Consider the following 16,843-nt stretch of genomic DNA (forward strand, 5'->3'; position numbering starts at 1 on the left):
GATGCGGTAAATCGCCAACAGCCTGAACTCCCTTTGCATCCCAACAGTAGATCTCAAGACTCTTCAGGAACCCAAGCGAACCAAGGAATGAGAGGTCTTCGCCTTTAAACCCATAGTAATCGCTAAGGCGCAGAGCGCATATTCCGTGGTGCTGCATATAGGATGCGACTGACGGATCCCAATCTCCTTTTAGGATAAGAACCTCACCGATACCATGTTCATCTTGGCGGATCTCAAAATCAGTCACGTGCTAGACCTTCATGCATAACGACCAAGCTCACCCGACGAAAACCGCATCGCGGTTTTTGGTCGGGTGGAGCGCTTGGTTAGGTTGCGCTACTCGATATCTTTTAGAGGATTTTTGGATATCAAACCCCATGACTCTTCTCCGTCAGTTCGTTCCTTTTCTGATGCCCTTGCTCCAGTCTCTATTAAAAGCCTACGAGTCGTGTCTTCGTCAGCACCTATAACTCTGCTGAGGGTGGATAAGTATCTCCATTGTTTTTTGTTTAGCAATTTCAATAACAATTCTTTCCGAGCATTGTCTAGAGCGGATTCTTTTTTTGTTTGTAGCCAATGTAGTAGTACGTTCCCGGCAATAGTGATAAGCGACCCAATCACAACGCCGATGAGACCAACAATTGCGATCCAAAATTGCGTATCGTTTAAGACTTGTTTGGCTATTTTTTCGGCTAGCTCTGCTTCATTCATCGTGGGTTACTCAGCAACCTAACGCTCCGCTAAACGGCGAGCGTTAGCGAGTCCGGTGGAGGCCACGCTTTTTGTGGCCGGAACAAATTTGAGCGGCTTGTTAAGCATTTTTTCTATACGCTCTACTTGAAATTGACACGGTATTTTTATCAGGGTCTTTAGCATTAGAAAATGAATAACCATTTGCCTGATGTGTGGCTCCAAACACCAAGCCCAGCTCAGCACATTCGCGTTTAAACCCTTCAATATCCTGAACGCTAAATACGAGTTTAACCCCTGCTTGACCAAGCTTGATACTCTTGGCTGCTTGGTGAACCAGTATAGTGAGGCCGCGACCTTCTGAAGTAAGCTCGATCAAACCTTCTAGTACTTCACCTGTAGTTGTAAAGCCAAAATATTTCCGATAAAAATCGGCGGTTTTATCCATATTTCGCGCGTAAATTATAATTGTATTGAGTTCAGCGTCCATGACCACTCCGAATGCTTAACGCCCGCCTTTGCGGATGGTTTGGAGCGCAGCGGAAAACAAGTCCGACAACATGCGCATGTTAAAGCTATTTCTTGAAGCCTTCATACATATTACCAATAATTTCAAATTTACTTGAGTCGTACTCTCTATTTATGGGCAGCGTTTCTAAACCCTCTAGCCACGGCCATAATGGGTTTGTTTTATTCTCTTCCGCGTGCGAATCATGGAAGAAGGTAATTAGCTCAACTGGTGACCTGCATACGCTGAAGATACTTTGCTTAAAATAGACCTTATAGAACTCCGTATGAGAAATACTCTTTTGATGAATAATCTCATTTCTATAAAATTCTAGATTTAGAAAATTCCCCCACCACTTCTGAGAGTCAATTTTCTTAGTTTTATAGATTCCTGTAAGAATTGACTTTACTTTGGTTCTAAGTGGCAACCAGCGCTCAATCGCTTTTTTGTCATAGGCTTCAGATATACCCTTACTATTCTTTTCAGCGGTGTATTCGTAATCATCAGGGATGCTCAAATTCACGAATGCTTCTAATGCGGTATAACCGAATACAATCGATGTCTGGATACTTTCAAGGTAATCGCAAACTAAAGAAGATGCATTGCTCATCATCTCCTTTCGATCCCCTGTCATTTTTTCCAAGTCGAGCTCTATTTCTTTATTGGAAAAATACTTCGAGTGTATTTTCTTTGCTTCTTGCAGTGACTTATCACTAACAGAAAGCAGCAGAGCTATGTTATTTGGTACAAAGTAAGTGATATTGCTCGTTTTGTTCAGGGATACCTTATCAATATCCTGAATGAGCATACTGCCTTTTAGTGCTCCACCTTCATATGATTGGTGGCAGACAGGCTTCATCAATCGGTTATCAACAAGACGATACCTTTCAGGAGTAGTACCTACCACTAATCCTTGCTTTTCTTTAGTCACTTTTTGCTTCTTTGACATGGCACACTCTAAGTGGCATTAACAGCTAATTCATCGTCGACTCCGCCCCTTATTCCGGCGGAAGTTTCTGCCAACCCATACAGTACATTCGCTAAGGCCCAGCTATACAGGGCATTGAGCGACATTATGCTCCCACACCTAGGTGATATCAAAACCAGAAAAACCGTCGCTTCAGACGATGATTCCAGGCATCAGCGTCGTCTGCGACGCATATTCCGGTTTTTCACCGGAATATGCGTCGCGATTCAGTCTTTGGTTGTGATGAAGGACACACAGTCATGTTTTAGCTTGTAATGGCCAGCGTCGGTTTAACGGAATCTCGGGTCTTAGCTCGCGACTGAATGGAACAATAACGTTAAGTGTGAAAATCGATTAGATTCGCTACCGCCCGGCCGGTTACAGGGCACACCAAGGCAAAATAGGTTGTATCGACACCATGGCACTCTGTGGTGAAGTTGGCAAGTGGTTATGTGGTGAGGGTGTCGTTTGCGCCCTCTCTCCACACTTTGCTCTGGTTTGGTTGGGTTCAGGCCCTTGAAAAGAACCCTCTCCCCAGCCCTCTCCCATGTGATGGGAGAGGGAGCGTTTAGTGGGTCGCGAGTCGCACCCCTGTGGGAGTTTGGACAGGCTTGTGGTTTAAGCAGGTTCGAAACCAAAGCCGTTGTTGGTAATGCGCATGGTTTTGCCTTCCAATGCAGAGGCCTGGGCGGCCAGGCCGAGCACGACGGCTTTCAGTCCGTCTTCTACGGTCACTTCCACCGGGGCGCCTTCGGTGATGGCTTTGAAGAAGCCCAGATGCTGGTAGAAAGTAGAGCCGTTGTGGTCGCCGGCTTCTAGTAGCGCCGGGTCGACCGGGATGTCGGATTCCATTGGGCCTTTGGGGTCGCGTGGGCTCACAATCACCTTGGGTGTGGGAGGTTCGCCCAGGTGCTCGGGCCAGAAGCGGCCCGGGCCGGGCACCAGGCATTCGACCTTGGCGGTTGGCCCAACGGCGCTGATCTCTTCCTGGTAGCGCGAGCCTTCGGCGAACATGCACAGTTCCAACATGGCGCGTTTGCCGTTGGCGAAGTTCACGATCACGTAGGCGTTGTCGAGAATGTCGGGCGTTTGGCCGTTGTAGGCTTCATCGAGGTGGTTCACATCTTGCCCGGCACTGGCCATCACTGAGGTCGCTTCGCTTTCGAGCAGCAGCCGCATCAAATCGAAGAAGTGGCAGCATTTTTCGACTAGGGTACCGCCTGTGTTGGCATTGAACCGGTTCCAGTCGCCCACTTTCGGCAAGAACGGAAAGCGATGTTCGCGAATGCTGAGCATCGATACGGGCCCGGCATCACCCGCTTGTACGTGTTCGCGCAGGCGAGTCACCGGGGGCATGTAGCGGTATTCCATGGCCACCCAAACCGGGGCCGGGTGCGCCGCTACAGCCGCGCGGACGGGCTCTACATCGTCGATGCGGGTGACCAGCGGCTTTTCGATCAGAATCGGCAGTTGGGTGTGGGCCAGTAGGGTCAGTAACTGGTCGGCGTGGCAATGGTTCGGGCTGGCAACCAACAGGGCATCGAGATCAGACCGGGCACACAGGGCCTCGACCGAGTCGACAAAGCTGGCACCGGGCACCAGTTGAGCACAGGCATCGCGCATGGCTGCGTCGGGTTCAAAAATTGCGACAACCTCAGCGCCTTCTATTAACGCCAGATTACGCAGGTGTTCCTGCCCCATCATGCCGCATCCTAAAACGCCGTATCGAACCTGTGCCATTGCGTACTCCACTGTTGTGACTGTTTACTGAGACAAATAACTGCATTCAAGTGATGTTCAACCGTCGCCCACAGGCAACACAAACCATTCAACAGAACGGCCTGCTACCAAACGCCTTACGACAAACGGGAAATGTAACGAACCACGGCCGGGTCGAACCAGGTATAGGAAAACTCTTCAACCCGATCGTTGCTCGACCAGCTCAGCCGTTCAACAAAGCCCAGCATGGTATCGGGCGCTTTGCCGAGTAGGTCGGCCACCCAGTCTGGCGCGCCGGTGCAACTGATGCGGTCTTCAATGTGGGTGATCCAGAAATCGAAGTGATCGCGATAATGTTTGTACAAACTTTCCAGTAGCTTCTCGGCACTAAGCGCCGGGTCATGCTGCTGATCGAGCCATATTTCCTCGGCCGCCGCCGGGGTCTGGTTCAGGTAACGCAACCGGCGGATACACCACAGCGGTGTGTTACTCTCTAACCCGAGCTGACCGGCCACGTAGGGATTCTCGGCCGCTGTAACGCTGAGCGTATCGGCATTGGGCATGCCGCCACCTTCCAGCAGTTCGAGCCGGAATAGTTGATACACGGCCCGGTTGTTGAGTGTGGCTTTAACATAAGTGCCCGAGCCCTGACGACGCTCAAGCATGCCGTCGCCTTCCAGCTTGGACAGCGCCTTGCGCAGGGTTCCAATGGCCACCCCTAACTGGGTGGCGAGATCGGCCTCAATCGGCAGGCGTTCGCCAATCTGGTAATGGCCGGCGGCGATTTCGCGGTGCAGCAATTCGCTGATCTGAATATACAATGGCAGGCGTTTGGTCTGCTTCTTACCGGACGATGCATTGCCTGACATTTTCGGGGTTGTTGTGGTCATTGTTGTTACCCTGATCAGTGAAATTCATTCACTATTCATTTACATGTTGAGCATACCTTGTTAGGGTGCGAATGCCAACATTTCTGACTCATTGCCAACAATAAGGGCCTGATCGCCCAGTGGAGAACACCATGCAACGCATTCACCTTCCCAACACCGACGTCGAACTGAGCCGGCTGGTTTATGGCGTCTGGCGCCTGGCCGATGATCAGGATACCTCGGTCGACCATGTTCGTGCCAAAATCGATACGGCCCTGGCCGAGGGTATCACCACGTTCGACCACGCCGACATCTATGGCAACTACGAATGCGAGATCCTGTTCGGCACGGCTCTGGCGGCCGACCCCGCGCTGCGCGATAAAATGGAGTTGGTCAGCAAGTGCGACATCGCCCTGGCCACCGACAAGTTCCCGAACCGTCGCGTCAAACACTACGACACCAGCGCCGGGTACATTAACGCCAGCGTCGAGAACAGCCTGAGCCACCTGCACACCGACCACCTCGACCTGCTGCTGATTCACCGGCCAGACCCCCTGATGAACGCGGCCGAGACCGGTGCCGCCCTTGATGCGCTGATCGACAGCGGAAAAACCCGCGCCGTCGGCGTCTCCAACTTTGGGGTTCACGAGTGGCGTTTGCTGCAGGCGAACATGAAGCACCCTCTGTGCGTCAACCAGATAGAGATGAGCGTGCTCGAACGCAGCGCCTTCACCGACGGAACCCTGGCCGCGATGCAACTCGACCAGATACAGGCCATGGCCTGGTCACCCCTGGCCGGCGGCCAGATCTTCGGTTCTGATGACGCGGCTAAACGCGTACGCCCATTGCTCGAAGACGTCGCCCAATCCAAAGCCCAGGGCCGCGTCGACCTCGCAGCGTTCGCCTGGCTGCTGGCTCACCCGGCTGGCATTCTGCCCGTGGTAGGCACCAACAACATTGATCGCATCAAAGGCCTGGCCCAAGCCATGGACATCACCATCGACCGCGAAACCTGGTTCGAAATCTGGACGGCGGCTGCGGGGCAGGAAGTGCCCTGAGGGTTACTTCTTAAGGACGAAAAAAGGCGCGATTTCTCGCGCCTTTTTTATTGGGGGCTGCTTATCCTTATCTGGCATGAGCTCCGAAAGGTGGCCATGGTCCGCACCGGCCACCGGGCAAGCCCCTGTGGGGTCGGCGTGGATCCGTCCATGGAGCCTAGGCCGCAGCATCCCTGCTGCGGACTACCCCACAGGGGCTCACCCGGCAGCCGCCGCTTGCTTTGTCAGGAAACACCCATGAAGACGGATTAGGTCATACCTATATTGATCTGCTAGGAATTGTGGTCGAAGCAACCCCTTTTTAAAGGTCACCGGCGTTGCTTCACTGAACAGCAGGCAGGACGCCCGCGGTAGGTATGATGGGGCATGGAGGCCCTTCAGACCGGGAGAAGGGAAGCAACGGCGGGGACCGACGCGACTGGCACCAAAGCCAACCGCACGGGAAGCATAAGCAACCACCGCTACTAACGACCAACGCTTATTTGTAGGAAATAGACGCCAGAATACTGCGCTCGCCTTTAAAGGGCTGGCGTGCGTGGAGGACGGTGTAGTTGCTGATCCAGAGCACGTCGCCGTCTTGCCATTTGAAGTTGACGCACAACTCATCCATGGCTTTAACGGTGGCATCCATGACTTCGGGGTCCATGTACTCGCCGGAACCGGTGGTAACCGCCTTGGTGCCTACGTTGCGGCTGTCGTTCCAGCCGGTATAGACCGCCAGCACGGCGTTGAAGAATACCTTTTGTTGGGTTTCCTTGTCGAATTGAATGGCTGGCAGCACGCGGGTGCGCGTCAGCAAGTTGCCATTGTCGAGCCATTCCCAGTCCATGCCGGCTTCGGTCATCACGCGCTCGGCGTCTTCGCGAGTCTGTACCTGGAAGGTGTCTTTCCAGGAGCGGCCAATGGCCGAGCCTTTGTCGGTGACTTCCGGCATGACGCGGTTGTAGCGCACGCCTTCTTTTTCCAGGCGATCGGCGAATTCCGGGTTTATGTCGCTAAAGGCTCGATAGATCTCGCCCGAGTGCAGAATCGACGTTGCACCCCCCTCTTCGGCGGCTTTTTCGCAGTAGAAAAAGATGTAGCCCGGCGGGTTCGGTACCTGGGCCATTTCATGGTGAAAAGGAATGGTCTCAGACGCCGGTGATTCATTGGCCGTTACGATGCGCGACGCGGTGACCTGGTTGCGGGGAGCCGCACCGCCGACGTAGGGCATGTTCTTGAAGGAGGTGTGATCCAGGTGGCGTTCAAAGGCATCGGCATCGGTGACCGGGAAACCGCGAAACAGGATGGCACCGTGCTCGATCAACTGGGCTTTCAGGGCTTCCTGCTGTTCAGAGACCCAGGCATCGAAGGCGCCGACGTCGCTGGCTACGGCGTCGTTGTGCGGTGTTACCACCAGCGGAAAATCCCGGCCATTTACCTGTTTTTGTTCGGGTATGTGATCGATTTTTATTGTCATGCTGCCTCCTGGATGGACGGTCGGGCTGCCTGAAACCGGCACGCACCGCACTCTGAGCCTGTGATAACACCACTCTAGCAACCTGAATTTAAAAAGTAAATCAATAGTGAATGAATTTATCCCGAACACCATTCGTGAAAAAATTCATCTACTATTGATTTACATCAAGTAAAAGGGCTGTTAACGTTTTCACTGCCCTGATGAGTGAGGTTCAACAATGACAACAATGAACCGGCATCCGGCACACCATGGTGCATCGCTATGAATGCCCTGGTATTGCCGTTGAAAGCCCTGATGACCCTGAACACCGCTATTGCCTCGGTTGGCAAGTTCCTCGCGTGGATCTGCGTGACCCTGATGGTGTCGTCCATCCTGTTTCAGGTGGTGATGCGTTATGTGTTCAATAACGCCCAGCCCTGGCCCGAAGAAGTGGCCCGTGCCTTCATGATCTGGATGATGGCGCTGGTGGCTGCTGCGGCTTACCGGGAAGGCTCATTCGTTGCCATCGAAATGCTGCACGATTTTCTGCCACGCGTTGTCGCTGCGCTGCTGAAAATAGTGCTCTACGTCGCCGCACTGATCATTCTGTACTACCTGTTCACCATGGGGCTGGAGTTTTTTCAGCGTGGTTTTCGCACCCGTGCAGCCAGCTTCAACCTGCCACGCGCCTGGATCTACCTGGCCATGCCTGTCTGTTTTGGCACCATGATTCTGGTCAACATTGAACTGCTGCTGAAAGAAACCGGCGCGCTGCTGTTTCGTGATTTCAACGAGCGGCTCGGTATCAAACCCAAACACGGCAGAGCCCAGCTGGCGATGGAGTAAGCAGTATGTTGATTCTATTTTTACCTCTGTTTTTGATCGTACTGCTAATCGGTATGCCGGTGTTTTTTGCCACTCTGTTTGCCCCCGGTTTTATGCTGCTGTGGGAAGGCATGGACCGCGATTTGCCGTTGCTGTTTCGCAACATCTACAACGGCATCGACTCCTTTCCACTGATGGCGATTCCCTTTTTCATGCTCGCCGGTGAACTGATGAACCGGGGTGGCATTACTTTTCGGCTGGTGGATTTTTCGCAGGCGTTTATCGGCCATGTTCGTGGGGGACTGGCCCATGTGAACATCATGTCGAGCATGTTGTTTGCTGGCCTGTCCGGCTCGGCCGTAGCCGATACCTCGGCCATCGGTTCGATGATGATTCCGGCGATGGAAAAGAACGGCTATAAACGTAAGTTTGCGGCCGCCATTACCGCGGCCTCATCCGTCATCGGGCCGATCATTCCGCCCTCGGGCATTATGATTATTTATGCGTACACCATGGAGGTATCGGTCGCCTCCCTGTTCGCCGCCGGCATTGTGCCGGGTGTGTTGATGGGTGCTTCGCTGATGCTCATTACGGCGTTGATGGCCAAGCGCTATGACTTTCCTACCTCTGGTCACAAATACACCTGGCCCGAGCGTGCCGTTGCGACCAAGAAAGCGATTCTGCCCCTGCTGACGCCGGTTATTATTCTCGGTGGCATTCTGGGTGGTATTTTCACGCCCACTGAGGCCTCGGCGGTCGCCGTTGCCTATGCTTTGGTTCTCAGTGTGTGGGTCTTGAAGTCAGTCAAGTTAACCGATTTGCCACAGGTCTTTGTGCGCAGTGCTATGGGCTCAGCGGTGGTATTGCTGCTGGTCGGCTCGGCCATGGCATTCAAGACTGTCGTAAGCCTGTCTCAATCTGCACAGATGTTGGCCGAGTGGATGCTGACGCTGAGCGAGAACGCCTACATCTTGCTGTTTCTAATCAACATCATGTTGTTCATCGTCGGTATGTTTCTCGATGCCGGCCCGGCCATCATTATTCTCGGCCCAATTCTCGCGCCGATTTTCACGTCGATCGGGGTCGACCCGGTGCACTTTGCGATGATCATGAGCGTAAACCTCACTGTTGGGCTGGCGACACCGCCAATGGGGCTGGTGCTGTTTGTGGCCTCAAGCGTTTCCGGTGAGCGGGTGGAATCGATCGCCAAGGCTATCCTGCCGTTCCTGGCTGCCGAAATTGCGGTGATTTTCCTGATCACCTTTGTACCGGAGATTTCTCTGACCGTTCCCCGTCTGCTGGGCCTGATGCCATGGCCCGCATGACGAACGGTGCAACGTCTGTTGCACACTTAAAGTAAGACCGAAAGCACAACAACCAACAATAAATAACACTACAACGACAACAAGAGGTAAGAGCCATGCGTTTGAATCGCAAGCAAAAACTCATCGCAAAATGCGTTGGAGCCGTGACCGGTACCCTGTTAACCCTGGGCATGGGCATTGCCAGCGCGGAAGACTACCGCCTGCGCGCTGTCTCCAACGCCAATGAAAACGACGAAGACTACGATGGCCTGGTCGTGTTCAAAGACTTCGTTGAAGCCCAATCCAACGGTGCCATTGAGGTCGATATTTTCCTCGGCACCCAGCTGTGCGGTAACGGCACCGAGTGCATGCAAGCCCTGGAAGACGGGTCGGTCGACATCTACATCTCCACCTCCGGTGGTGTGGCCAACATGTACCCCTACGTTCAGGTGCTGGATCTGCCCTACATTCTGAGCAGCGACCGCATGGCTGAAACCGTGCTGCGCGGTGACTTCACCCGTGAAATGCGCGATGCCATTCTGGAAGATTCCAACGATCAGGTTCGTCTGATGACCATTGGTAACACTGGCGGCTGGCGCAACTTTGCCAACACCCAGAGAACCGTGCGTACCCCGGAAGATCTGGAAGGTTTGAAGATCCGGACGGTGGTCGCCGACCTGCCACAGGCATTGACCAGCGGCCTGGGCGCCAGCCCGACGCCGATCCCCTGGCCAGAGCTGTTCACCTCACTGCAAACCGGTGTGGTTGAAGGGTCCAAGAACGGCATCACCGACATTATGTCGATGAAATTCCCGGAAGCCGGCCTGCAGTACCTGACGCTCGACGGTCATGCTTACATGGCGGCCCTGTGGTACATGAACAATGACGTGTTCATGGACATGCCCGAAGACATGCGTCGCGTCGTTGTCGATGGTTTCGATGCCCTGCAGCAAGCGACCTTCACGTCACCAAAGCGCAAGTCGATTCAGGCGTATCGTGATTTCGCAGCAGCCGGTGGTGAAGTCTATGTACCCACCCCGGAAGAGAAAGAGCAATTCCTGCAAGCGGCCACCCCGGCGTTTGACTGGTTTGTCGAGAACATTGAAGACGGCGAAATGTGGCTGGACCTGCTGCGCAGCGAAGCCGAGAAAGCGGATGCCATGATCAACGAAAGCTACGAGCGCGACCTGAACTAACACCAAATTCGGAGTTTAGGCCAGCTAGGGGTATTGGCCCGCACCGGCCACCTGGGGCACCCCTGTGGGGTCGGCGTGAATCCATCCATGGCGGTCCGACGTCTCGGGCCTAGGCCGCAGGATATGAATCCCATCCGTGGGATTCACCCTCCGGGCTCGCTCCGCTCATGCTAAAACGCTCCTGGCGTTTTAGTCCATGCTGCGGACTACCCCACAGGGTGCCCCAGCCAGCCGTTGCTTATTTCGCCGTTAACTCCGAAAGCTGAGTGAACCCGAAAAGAATTATTGCTGCTTTGCCGCCAGTGCCTTATGGGCCTGGCGGTTTTTTTATGGCTGATGCATTGGGTTCAATGCCTTCATAAACGCCTGCACCAGCGGTGATTTAATCGCCTCGGGCGAACACACCCAAGAGAAAGACCGCACCAATGTCAGGTCCGTATTGAGCGGCACAAAACGACCCGACCCGTCACCATCAAGCGACAGGTGGGACAAACACCCTGCCCCTAGTCCGCTTAGTACGGCTTGTTTAATGGCCTCCTGACGACTCAGGGTTAAGCGTATTTTCGGCTGAATGCCCGCTGCCTGCATGGCGGTATCGAACACCTCCCGGGTACCGGAGCCGGGTTCGCGGACGATCCAGTCCAGGGTTTCCAGCTGTTCGACAGATACCTGTGTTTCATCGGCCAGTGGGTGACCCCGGGTTACAAACAGCGCCAAGCGGTCTTCCTGCCAGCGCCGAATCTGCAAATAATCATGCACGGCCGGCCCTTCGATCAGGCCAATCTGTGCCTGGCCGGTTTCCAGCTGCTGTAACACCCCCCGGGTGTTCTGGATATCGATGGCCGGGCGGATGCCCGGGTACTGCTCCGTTAGCTGGGCCAGCACCCCGGGAATCACATAGCAGGCGATGGTGGTGCTGGCGGCAATGCGCAGCTGGCCAGCCAGGTCATCGCCCGACCCTTCAGCCAGCCGCTGGCAATCGCTGAGTATCAGCCGCACCTGCGGTAACCGGTCGCGCCCAGCCGACGTAAGCACTAACTCCCGGCCGCGCCTTTCAAACAGCGCCAGCCCCATCTGTCGCTCCAGCTCCGTTACGGCCTGGCTGGCGGCAGACTGGCTGATGGCCTGCTCTTCGGCTGCCAGGGTGAGGCGCCCCAGGCGAGCCGTTGCTTCAAATATGCCCAGTTGGCGTAAGGTGAAATTCATAAGCTAGGCCGATCTTTAAGTTAAGTTATATCCATTATACTTATCATAGTCGCCGAACTACAGTAACCGCACTTGAATGGGAGTTAAGCGATGGTGTGGATACTGGTAGGTTTGGCAGGCGCAGCCTTGTTGCTGTCTCAACTGCCTTTGCTGGCGGGCATTGGCCTGAGCGCCCTGCCGTTGGCCGTGCTGATCGGTGCGCTCTATGGCAACTCACCGCTGGCGACCGAACCGACCGCCAAAACCAAAGCCGTGCTGGGGTTTGCCCAACAAAAGCTGCTGCGCCTGGGCATCATTCTGTTTGGCTTCAACCTGAGTCTTACCCAACTCGTTGCCGTCGGCTGGCCTGCCCTGGTGGCCGATGCAATCATGATTGTGGTGGTACTGAGTTTCGGCATCTGGTTTGGCATTCGGTGCCTGAAAATGAGCCCCGAGCTTGCTTCCCTGGCTTCAGTCGGCAGCGCCGTCTGTGGTGCCGCTGCCATTATGGCCGCCAACCCGGTGATTAAAGGACGAGACCAGGATGTGACCCTCGCCGTGGCGCTGGTGGTTATCTTCGGTACCCTGGCTATGTTCACCTACCCGCTGCTGTTTGCCTATTCCGGGCTCGACCCGGCCTGGTTTGGCATTTACATCGGCAGTACCGTGCACGAAGTCGCCCAGGCTGTCGCCGCTGGTCAATCCATGGGTGCGGAGACCATGGAATTTGCGGTCGTCACCAAGCTGGTGCGCGTGATGATGCTTGCCCCGGTTGTTCTGGTGCTGGCTCAGGTTTTCATTCGTTTGCGTCAGCATGAAATGACTGACGCTACCAGGGCCCCACTGCCAATCCCCTGGTTTGTTTTCGGTTTTATGCTCGCTGCTGGCATTGGCAGCCTGGGTTGGTTGCCGCCGGCTGTTATCACGGCATTGCAATGGCTGGCTCAACTGGCCCTGGCACTGGCTATGGTCGCCCTCGGCATCAAGGCGCGCTGGTGCGACCTGAAGACCGCCGGTTGGCGCCCGGTGGCTCATGCGGGGGTTTTGTTTGTGCTGTTGCTCGGTGGTGGGCTTGGGTTGACGTCGGTTTTGGTCACGGTGTTCTAACGGCCTGTTGATATTCATAGAGCCTTCCTGTCACGCCGGGCATCCAATCAGCGCGTCTGTGAGTATACTGATGTATACATGCTTGCACGGACTGGTTAATGAACGCTTTGGATCCCTTCTGGCGGCGGCTCTATGAAACCCGCCCCAATCTTACTCAGAACGCTGACGACCTGCCTGTAACTGCCCTAAACGCAGACCTTACCCAACCGGCCATCATCAATACCGAAAAAGCCCAGTGGGTGCCTTCCCCGGCTCCGGGGGTTCAGCGAATATTGCTGGAACGCAACGGTGGCGAACAGACGACACGGGCCACCAGCCTGGTAGCCTATGAACCAGACAGCCAGTTTGCAGGGCATGAGCACCCGCTGGGTGAGGAATTTCTGGTATTGGCGGGGGTGTTCTCTGATGAGAGCGGGGATTACCCGGCTGGTACCTATGTGCGCAACCCGCCCGGGTCACAGCACAAACCACACAGCCAGCCTGGCTGTCTGATTCTGGTGAAGCTGCAGCAGTTCCGGCCGGATGATCGGAATCACCTTGTGGTCAGTCCGAGCCAGTCAACGGAATCCACCATTCTGTTTAACGACTACGAACAGGTGCATTGGTTGCGTGCGCAAGACAACCTGAAACTGACCGCAGAAGATCACCCCGGTGGCATCGAGTTGCTGTTGCTGAGCGGTGCCTGCGACTACGCAGGGCGCCCCTGGGGTGCCGGCACCTGGATTCGGTTGCCGGCGACCTCTATATCGACCGTGGAACTGGCGGCGGGTGCCGAAGCCTGGGTCAAGACCGGGCACCTGGGTCAGTAAGCCGACCCTCAATAATATTTGAGTTCGGTCGACTTACCCCAGAACACCCGATAGGCAAACGCCGTGTAGGCCAGAATCAGCGGCAGTACAATGGCAACGCCTACGCCAATGAACTGTAGCGAGGCAGTCGCACTGGCCGCTTCTGCCGCCGTGAGTTTGCCGGGTACCACGTAAGGGAAAAAGCTGTACGCGAGGCCCAGAAAGTTCAGCAAAAACAGCAGCGCTGCGGCAACAAATGGAAACCAGCAACCCACATCGTCTCGCGTGGGCACCTGCTTCAGGTACTGATCGACCAGCACCACCAGAATCAGGCACACCAGCGGAATCGGTATCAGTAAAAATACGGCCGGCATGCTGAGCCAGCGTTCGGCCACATCGGCGCTGACCAGAGGGTTCATGACGCTGATGGCGGCTATGCCCAAGGCAGCAAACCAGCCAGCACGACGCGACCAGTAGGCCGCCCGAATCTGCAACTCCCCTTCCGCTTTCATCACCAGCCAGGCACCGCCAATATAAGCGAATGCCGCGCTGACGCAGATGCCGCTGAGCACGGCAAACCCCTGCGCCACCCAGCCGGTCTGAAACGCCAGCACATATCGGCCCAGCATGTAGCCGAGTGTTAGTGAGGTGATCAGCGAGCCCGCCTTGAAGGCGTGATCCCACTGGCGGCGATGGCCGGTAACGGCCTTGGCGCGGAAGTCGAAGGAGACGCCCCGCAGAATAAGCCCAATCAGCAAGAAGGCGGCGGGCAAATACAGTTCACGCAACACCAGGCTGTGGGCTTCGGGAAAGGCGATCAATAAAATGCCCACGGCCAGCACCAGCCAGGTTTCGTTGGCATCCCAGAACGGGCCTATGGAGGCAATCATCTGGCTGCGCTGGGGTTCGTTATCCATTGGCAGCAGCAGACCAACGCCGAGGTCGAAGCCATCGAGCACGGCGTAGATCAGCACCGCCAGGCCCATCAGGACGAGAAAAATTTCAGGTAGCCACTCGGTGATGCTCATCAGCGTGCCTCCTGGGGGTTGGCAGTGGGTTCGGCGGCAGCGCGAGCTTGCAGCTCATCGAGATCAACATCGGCGTCGCGTTCAAACTCTTCGACTTCAACCGATTTGCGCGCCATGTAAAACAGGGTCTGCAGGTAGGCAAACAGCAAGACGGCGTAGAGCAGCAGATACAGCGTCAGTGACAACCCCACCTGAGCACCGGGTACGGTCGTTACCGCTTCGGAGGTTCGCAATACACCGGATACCAGCCAGGGCTGCCGGCCTATCTCTGTCACGTACCAGCCCGCCAGAGTCGCCAGCCAACCCGAGAACGTCATGCCGACCAGGGTGCGTTGCATCCACACCGGCACCGCGCCCCGGCGCCACAAGAACCAGCTGCCAAGCCAACTGACCGCGAGCATTAACAGCCCCAGACCCACCATGATGCGAAACCCGAAAAACAGGGGTTTTACCGGCGGATGACCTTCTTCTTCAAATTCATTCAGCCCGCGAATTTCGCCGTTCATATCGTGGGTCAGAATAAAACTGGCCAGCCCGGGCACACCGACTTCAAAGGCGTTGGAACGGGTTTCTTCATCGGGCCAGGCAAACAGCAGCAACGGAGCACCGCGCTCGGTTTCCCATACGCCTTCCATGGCAGCCACTTTTTGCGGCTGGTGTTCAAAGGTGTTCAGACCATGCAAGTCACCGACAAATATCTGCACCGGAATCAACAGAGCCGCCACAACGATGCCAGCACTCATCGCCTTACGCGGTGCCAGTTTGGTATCGCCTTTCAACAGACGGTAGGCCGACAGGCCGGCAATCAGAAACGCCGCGGTCAGGCCAGAGGCGATCATCATATGCGTCAGCCGGTAAGGCATCGAGGCGTTGAAAATGATGTCCCACCAGCTAACGGGATGGGCCACGCCGTTGATCATCTCAAACCCATCCGGTGTGTGCATCCAGCTGTTCAGCGCGATGATCCAGAAGGCAGACAGAGAGGTGCCAATGGCCACCAGAAAGGTCGACAGTGTGTGCACCCAGCTCGGCACTCGCTGGCTACCGAACAACATGATGCCGAGGAAGGTCGCTTCCATAAAAAACGCGGTCAGCACTTCATAGCCAAGCAACGGCCCGGCAATGTTACCCACGGTTTCCATAAAACCCGGCCAGTTGGTGCCGAACTGAAAGCTCATGGTAATGCCGCTGACGACACCCAGTGCAAAGCTCAGCGCAAACACCTTCACCCAGAACCGATAGATCCGCATCCACACCGGATGCCCGCTGATTTCATGCCGTACTTTGAAGTAAACCAGAAACCAGGCCAGTGCGATGGTGATGGTCGGGAATAGAATGTGAAAGCTGATGTTGGCGGCGAACTGAATGCGCGACAACATCAATACATCGGCGAGTTGTGACTCCATAATTCCTCCAGACAAAACATTGAATAGTCAGTCATTGCCGATGGCTTTCTTTTTTGTTTTCGGTCGCAACCGATCGGTCATTTCGAGCACCTTGCCCACGCCGGAGCCCAACCGCATCAGCGCCTGCAGGTGTTCGGGTTTCATGTGTTGCATGTCATCAAACCAGTGGTTAAAGAGTTCCAGCAGATCATGAATTTCCTGCATCTGCTGGCGGGCGTGTTGCGGCATTTCATCCTGTTCGCTGGCCATCAGTTGGCTGCGCAGCATGGACAGGGTTGGGTCGACTTCCCGTTTTTTGCGTTCTTCCAGTACCTGTTGCGACAGCTCCCAGATGGTGCCGTTGGCCAAAAAGTAGTCTTTGCGGTCGCCCGGCTCACGGTGCGTTCGAATCAGCCGCCAGGAATGCAGTTCCTTCAACGCCATGCTGACGTTACCGCGTGAAATGCTCAGCGAAGCGGCAATATCATCGGCCGACAGGGGTTCGTCGCTGAACACCAGCAACGCCAGCATCTGCCCTACGGTGCGGTTAAAACCCCAGCGACTGCCCATTTCGCCAAAGTGCAGAATCATGTTTTCCAGTTCAGTGGTCAGCTTCATCGCGCCCTCTATCAGAACCCCGATCCCACACCCATGATGCAGATCATCAAATTATTGAAGTTTCAGTATTTTCTGAAAGTTTAGAAAGATCTGTGCAAGATGCAAGAATTTTCAGGGGGCAGGGACGTAAAGGTGGCTGGATGTGCTGGGTCTTTAGC

At 55.2% G+C, this 16,843-nt stretch carries 17 protein-coding genes; 6 read left to right on the forward strand and 11 right to left on the reverse strand.

Features of this window, described 5'->3' with window-relative positions; translation table 11 throughout:
* From ABJT94_RS06910 to ABJT94_RS06935, 6 genes are all read right to left on the reverse strand, one after another.
* Window positions 1–247, reverse strand: a 247-nt coding sequence (locus ABJT94_RS06910; protein WP_348483223.1) for a hypothetical protein, incomplete at its 3' end; no start/stop codon positions are given.
* An 89-nt stretch (window positions 248–336) separates the two neighbouring features.
* On the reverse strand, window positions 337–711 hold the full coding sequence (locus ABJT94_RS06915) for a hypothetical protein (protein ID WP_348474500.1): 375 nt from the start codon (window positions 709–711) through the stop codon (window positions 337–339).
* 100 nt (window positions 712–811) lie between these two features.
* Window positions 812–1,180 carry a VOC family protein gene (locus ABJT94_RS06920; RefSeq protein WP_348474501.1) on the reverse strand — a complete coding sequence of 123 codons (369 nt, stop codon included), beginning with the start codon at window positions 1,178–1,180 and terminating at the stop codon, window positions 812–814.
* Between the two features lie 85 nt (window positions 1,181–1,265).
* Complete coding sequence (locus ABJT94_RS06925) at window positions 1,266–2,147, reverse strand: hypothetical protein (RefSeq protein ID WP_348474502.1); 882 nt, start codon at window positions 2,145–2,147, stop codon at window positions 1,266–1,268.
* Between the two features lie 636 nt (window positions 2,148–2,783).
* The gene (locus ABJT94_RS06930; RefSeq protein WP_348474503.1) at window positions 2,784–3,905 is read right to left on the reverse strand and encodes a Gfo/Idh/MocA family oxidoreductase; all 1,122 of its coding nucleotides are present in this window, start codon (window positions 3,903–3,905) and stop codon (window positions 2,784–2,786) included.
* Between the two features lie 116 nt (window positions 3,906–4,021).
* Entirely contained in the window at window positions 4,022–4,774 is a 753-nt protein-coding gene (locus ABJT94_RS06935; protein ID WP_348474504.1) for a GntR family transcriptional regulator, read from the reverse strand.
* 131 nt (window positions 4,775–4,905) lie between these two features.
* Here ABJT94_RS06935 and ABJT94_RS06940 point away from each other — a divergent pair, with 131 nt between their 5' ends.
* A complete protein-coding gene (locus ABJT94_RS06940) occupies window positions 4,906–5,811 on the forward strand; it encodes an aldo/keto reductase (RefSeq protein WP_348474505.1) in 906 nt (301 codons plus the stop codon).
* Window positions 5,812–6,289: 478 nt separating this feature from the next.
* Here the strand turns inward: ABJT94_RS06940 and ABJT94_RS06945 are convergent, their stop codons facing one another.
* Entirely contained in the window at window positions 6,290–7,270 is a 981-nt protein-coding gene (locus ABJT94_RS06945) for a TauD/TfdA family dioxygenase (RefSeq protein ID WP_348474506.1), read from the reverse strand.
* Window positions 7,271–7,531: 261 nt separating this feature from the next.
* On the opposite strand from ABJT94_RS06945, the gene ABJT94_RS06950 reads away from it, so the two are divergent.
* From ABJT94_RS06950 to dctP, 3 genes are all read left to right on the forward strand, one after another.
* The gene (locus ABJT94_RS06950) at window positions 7,532–8,095 is read left to right on the forward strand and encodes a TRAP transporter small permease (protein ID WP_348474507.1); all 564 of its coding nucleotides are present in this window, start codon (window positions 7,532–7,534) and stop codon (window positions 8,093–8,095) included.
* 5 nt (window positions 8,096–8,100) lie between these two features.
* Window positions 8,101–9,399, forward strand: coding sequence for a TRAP transporter large permease (locus ABJT94_RS06955; RefSeq protein ID WP_348474508.1), 1,299 nt, complete (start codon window positions 8,101–8,103; stop codon window positions 9,397–9,399).
* A 95-nt stretch (window positions 9,400–9,494) separates the two neighbouring features.
* Window positions 9,495–10,574 (forward strand): TRAP transporter substrate-binding protein DctP, encoded by a 1,080-nt coding sequence (gene dctP / locus ABJT94_RS06960; RefSeq protein ID WP_348474509.1) that lies wholly within the window; start codon window positions 9,495–9,497, stop codon window positions 10,572–10,574.
* A 327-nt stretch (window positions 10,575–10,901) separates the two neighbouring features.
* On the opposite strand, the gene ABJT94_RS06965 is transcribed toward dctP, so the two are convergent.
* Window positions 10,902–11,780, reverse strand: coding sequence for a LysR family transcriptional regulator (locus ABJT94_RS06965; protein ID WP_348474510.1), 879 nt, complete (start codon window positions 11,778–11,780; stop codon window positions 10,902–10,904).
* A gap of 90 nt (window positions 11,781–11,870) precedes the next feature.
* Here ABJT94_RS06965 and ABJT94_RS06970 point away from each other — a divergent pair, with 90 nt between their 5' ends.
* Both ABJT94_RS06970 and ABJT94_RS06975 read left to right on the forward strand, forming a co-directional pair.
* Complete coding sequence (locus ABJT94_RS06970) at window positions 11,871–12,866, forward strand: putative sulfate exporter family transporter (RefSeq protein WP_348474511.1); 996 nt, start codon at window positions 11,871–11,873, stop codon at window positions 12,864–12,866.
* Window positions 12,867–12,964: 98 nt separating this feature from the next.
* Window positions 12,965–13,675 carry a cupin domain-containing protein gene (locus ABJT94_RS06975; protein WP_348474512.1) on the forward strand — a complete coding sequence of 237 codons (711 nt, stop codon included), beginning with the start codon at window positions 12,965–12,967 and terminating at the stop codon, window positions 13,673–13,675.
* 8 nt (window positions 13,676–13,683) lie between these two features.
* Here the strand turns inward: ABJT94_RS06975 and cydB are convergent, their stop codons facing one another.
* From cydB to ABJT94_RS06990, 3 genes are read right to left on the reverse strand one after another with little or no spacing between them, the layout of a single operon-like run.
* Complete coding sequence (gene cydB, locus ABJT94_RS06980; RefSeq protein WP_348474513.1) at window positions 13,684–14,682, reverse strand: cytochrome d ubiquinol oxidase subunit II; 999 nt, start codon at window positions 14,680–14,682, stop codon at window positions 13,684–13,686.
* Entirely contained in the window at window positions 14,682–16,088 is a 1,407-nt protein-coding gene (locus ABJT94_RS06985; RefSeq protein WP_348474514.1) for a cytochrome ubiquinol oxidase subunit I, read from the reverse strand. Before ABJT94_RS06985 ends, cydB begins: the two co-directional genes overlap by 1 nt.
* A 27-nt stretch (window positions 16,089–16,115) precedes the next feature.
* Window positions 16,116–16,685 carry a MarR family transcriptional regulator gene (locus ABJT94_RS06990; protein WP_348474515.1) on the reverse strand — a complete coding sequence of 190 codons (570 nt, stop codon included), beginning with the start codon at window positions 16,683–16,685 and terminating at the stop codon, window positions 16,116–16,118.
* Between the last annotated feature and the right edge of the window lie 158 nt (window positions 16,686–16,843).

This window comes from Saccharospirillum sp. (genome assembly GCF_039982735.1).
Classification (GTDB): Bacteria; Pseudomonadota; Gammaproteobacteria; order Pseudomonadales; family Natronospirillaceae; genus Saccharospirillum.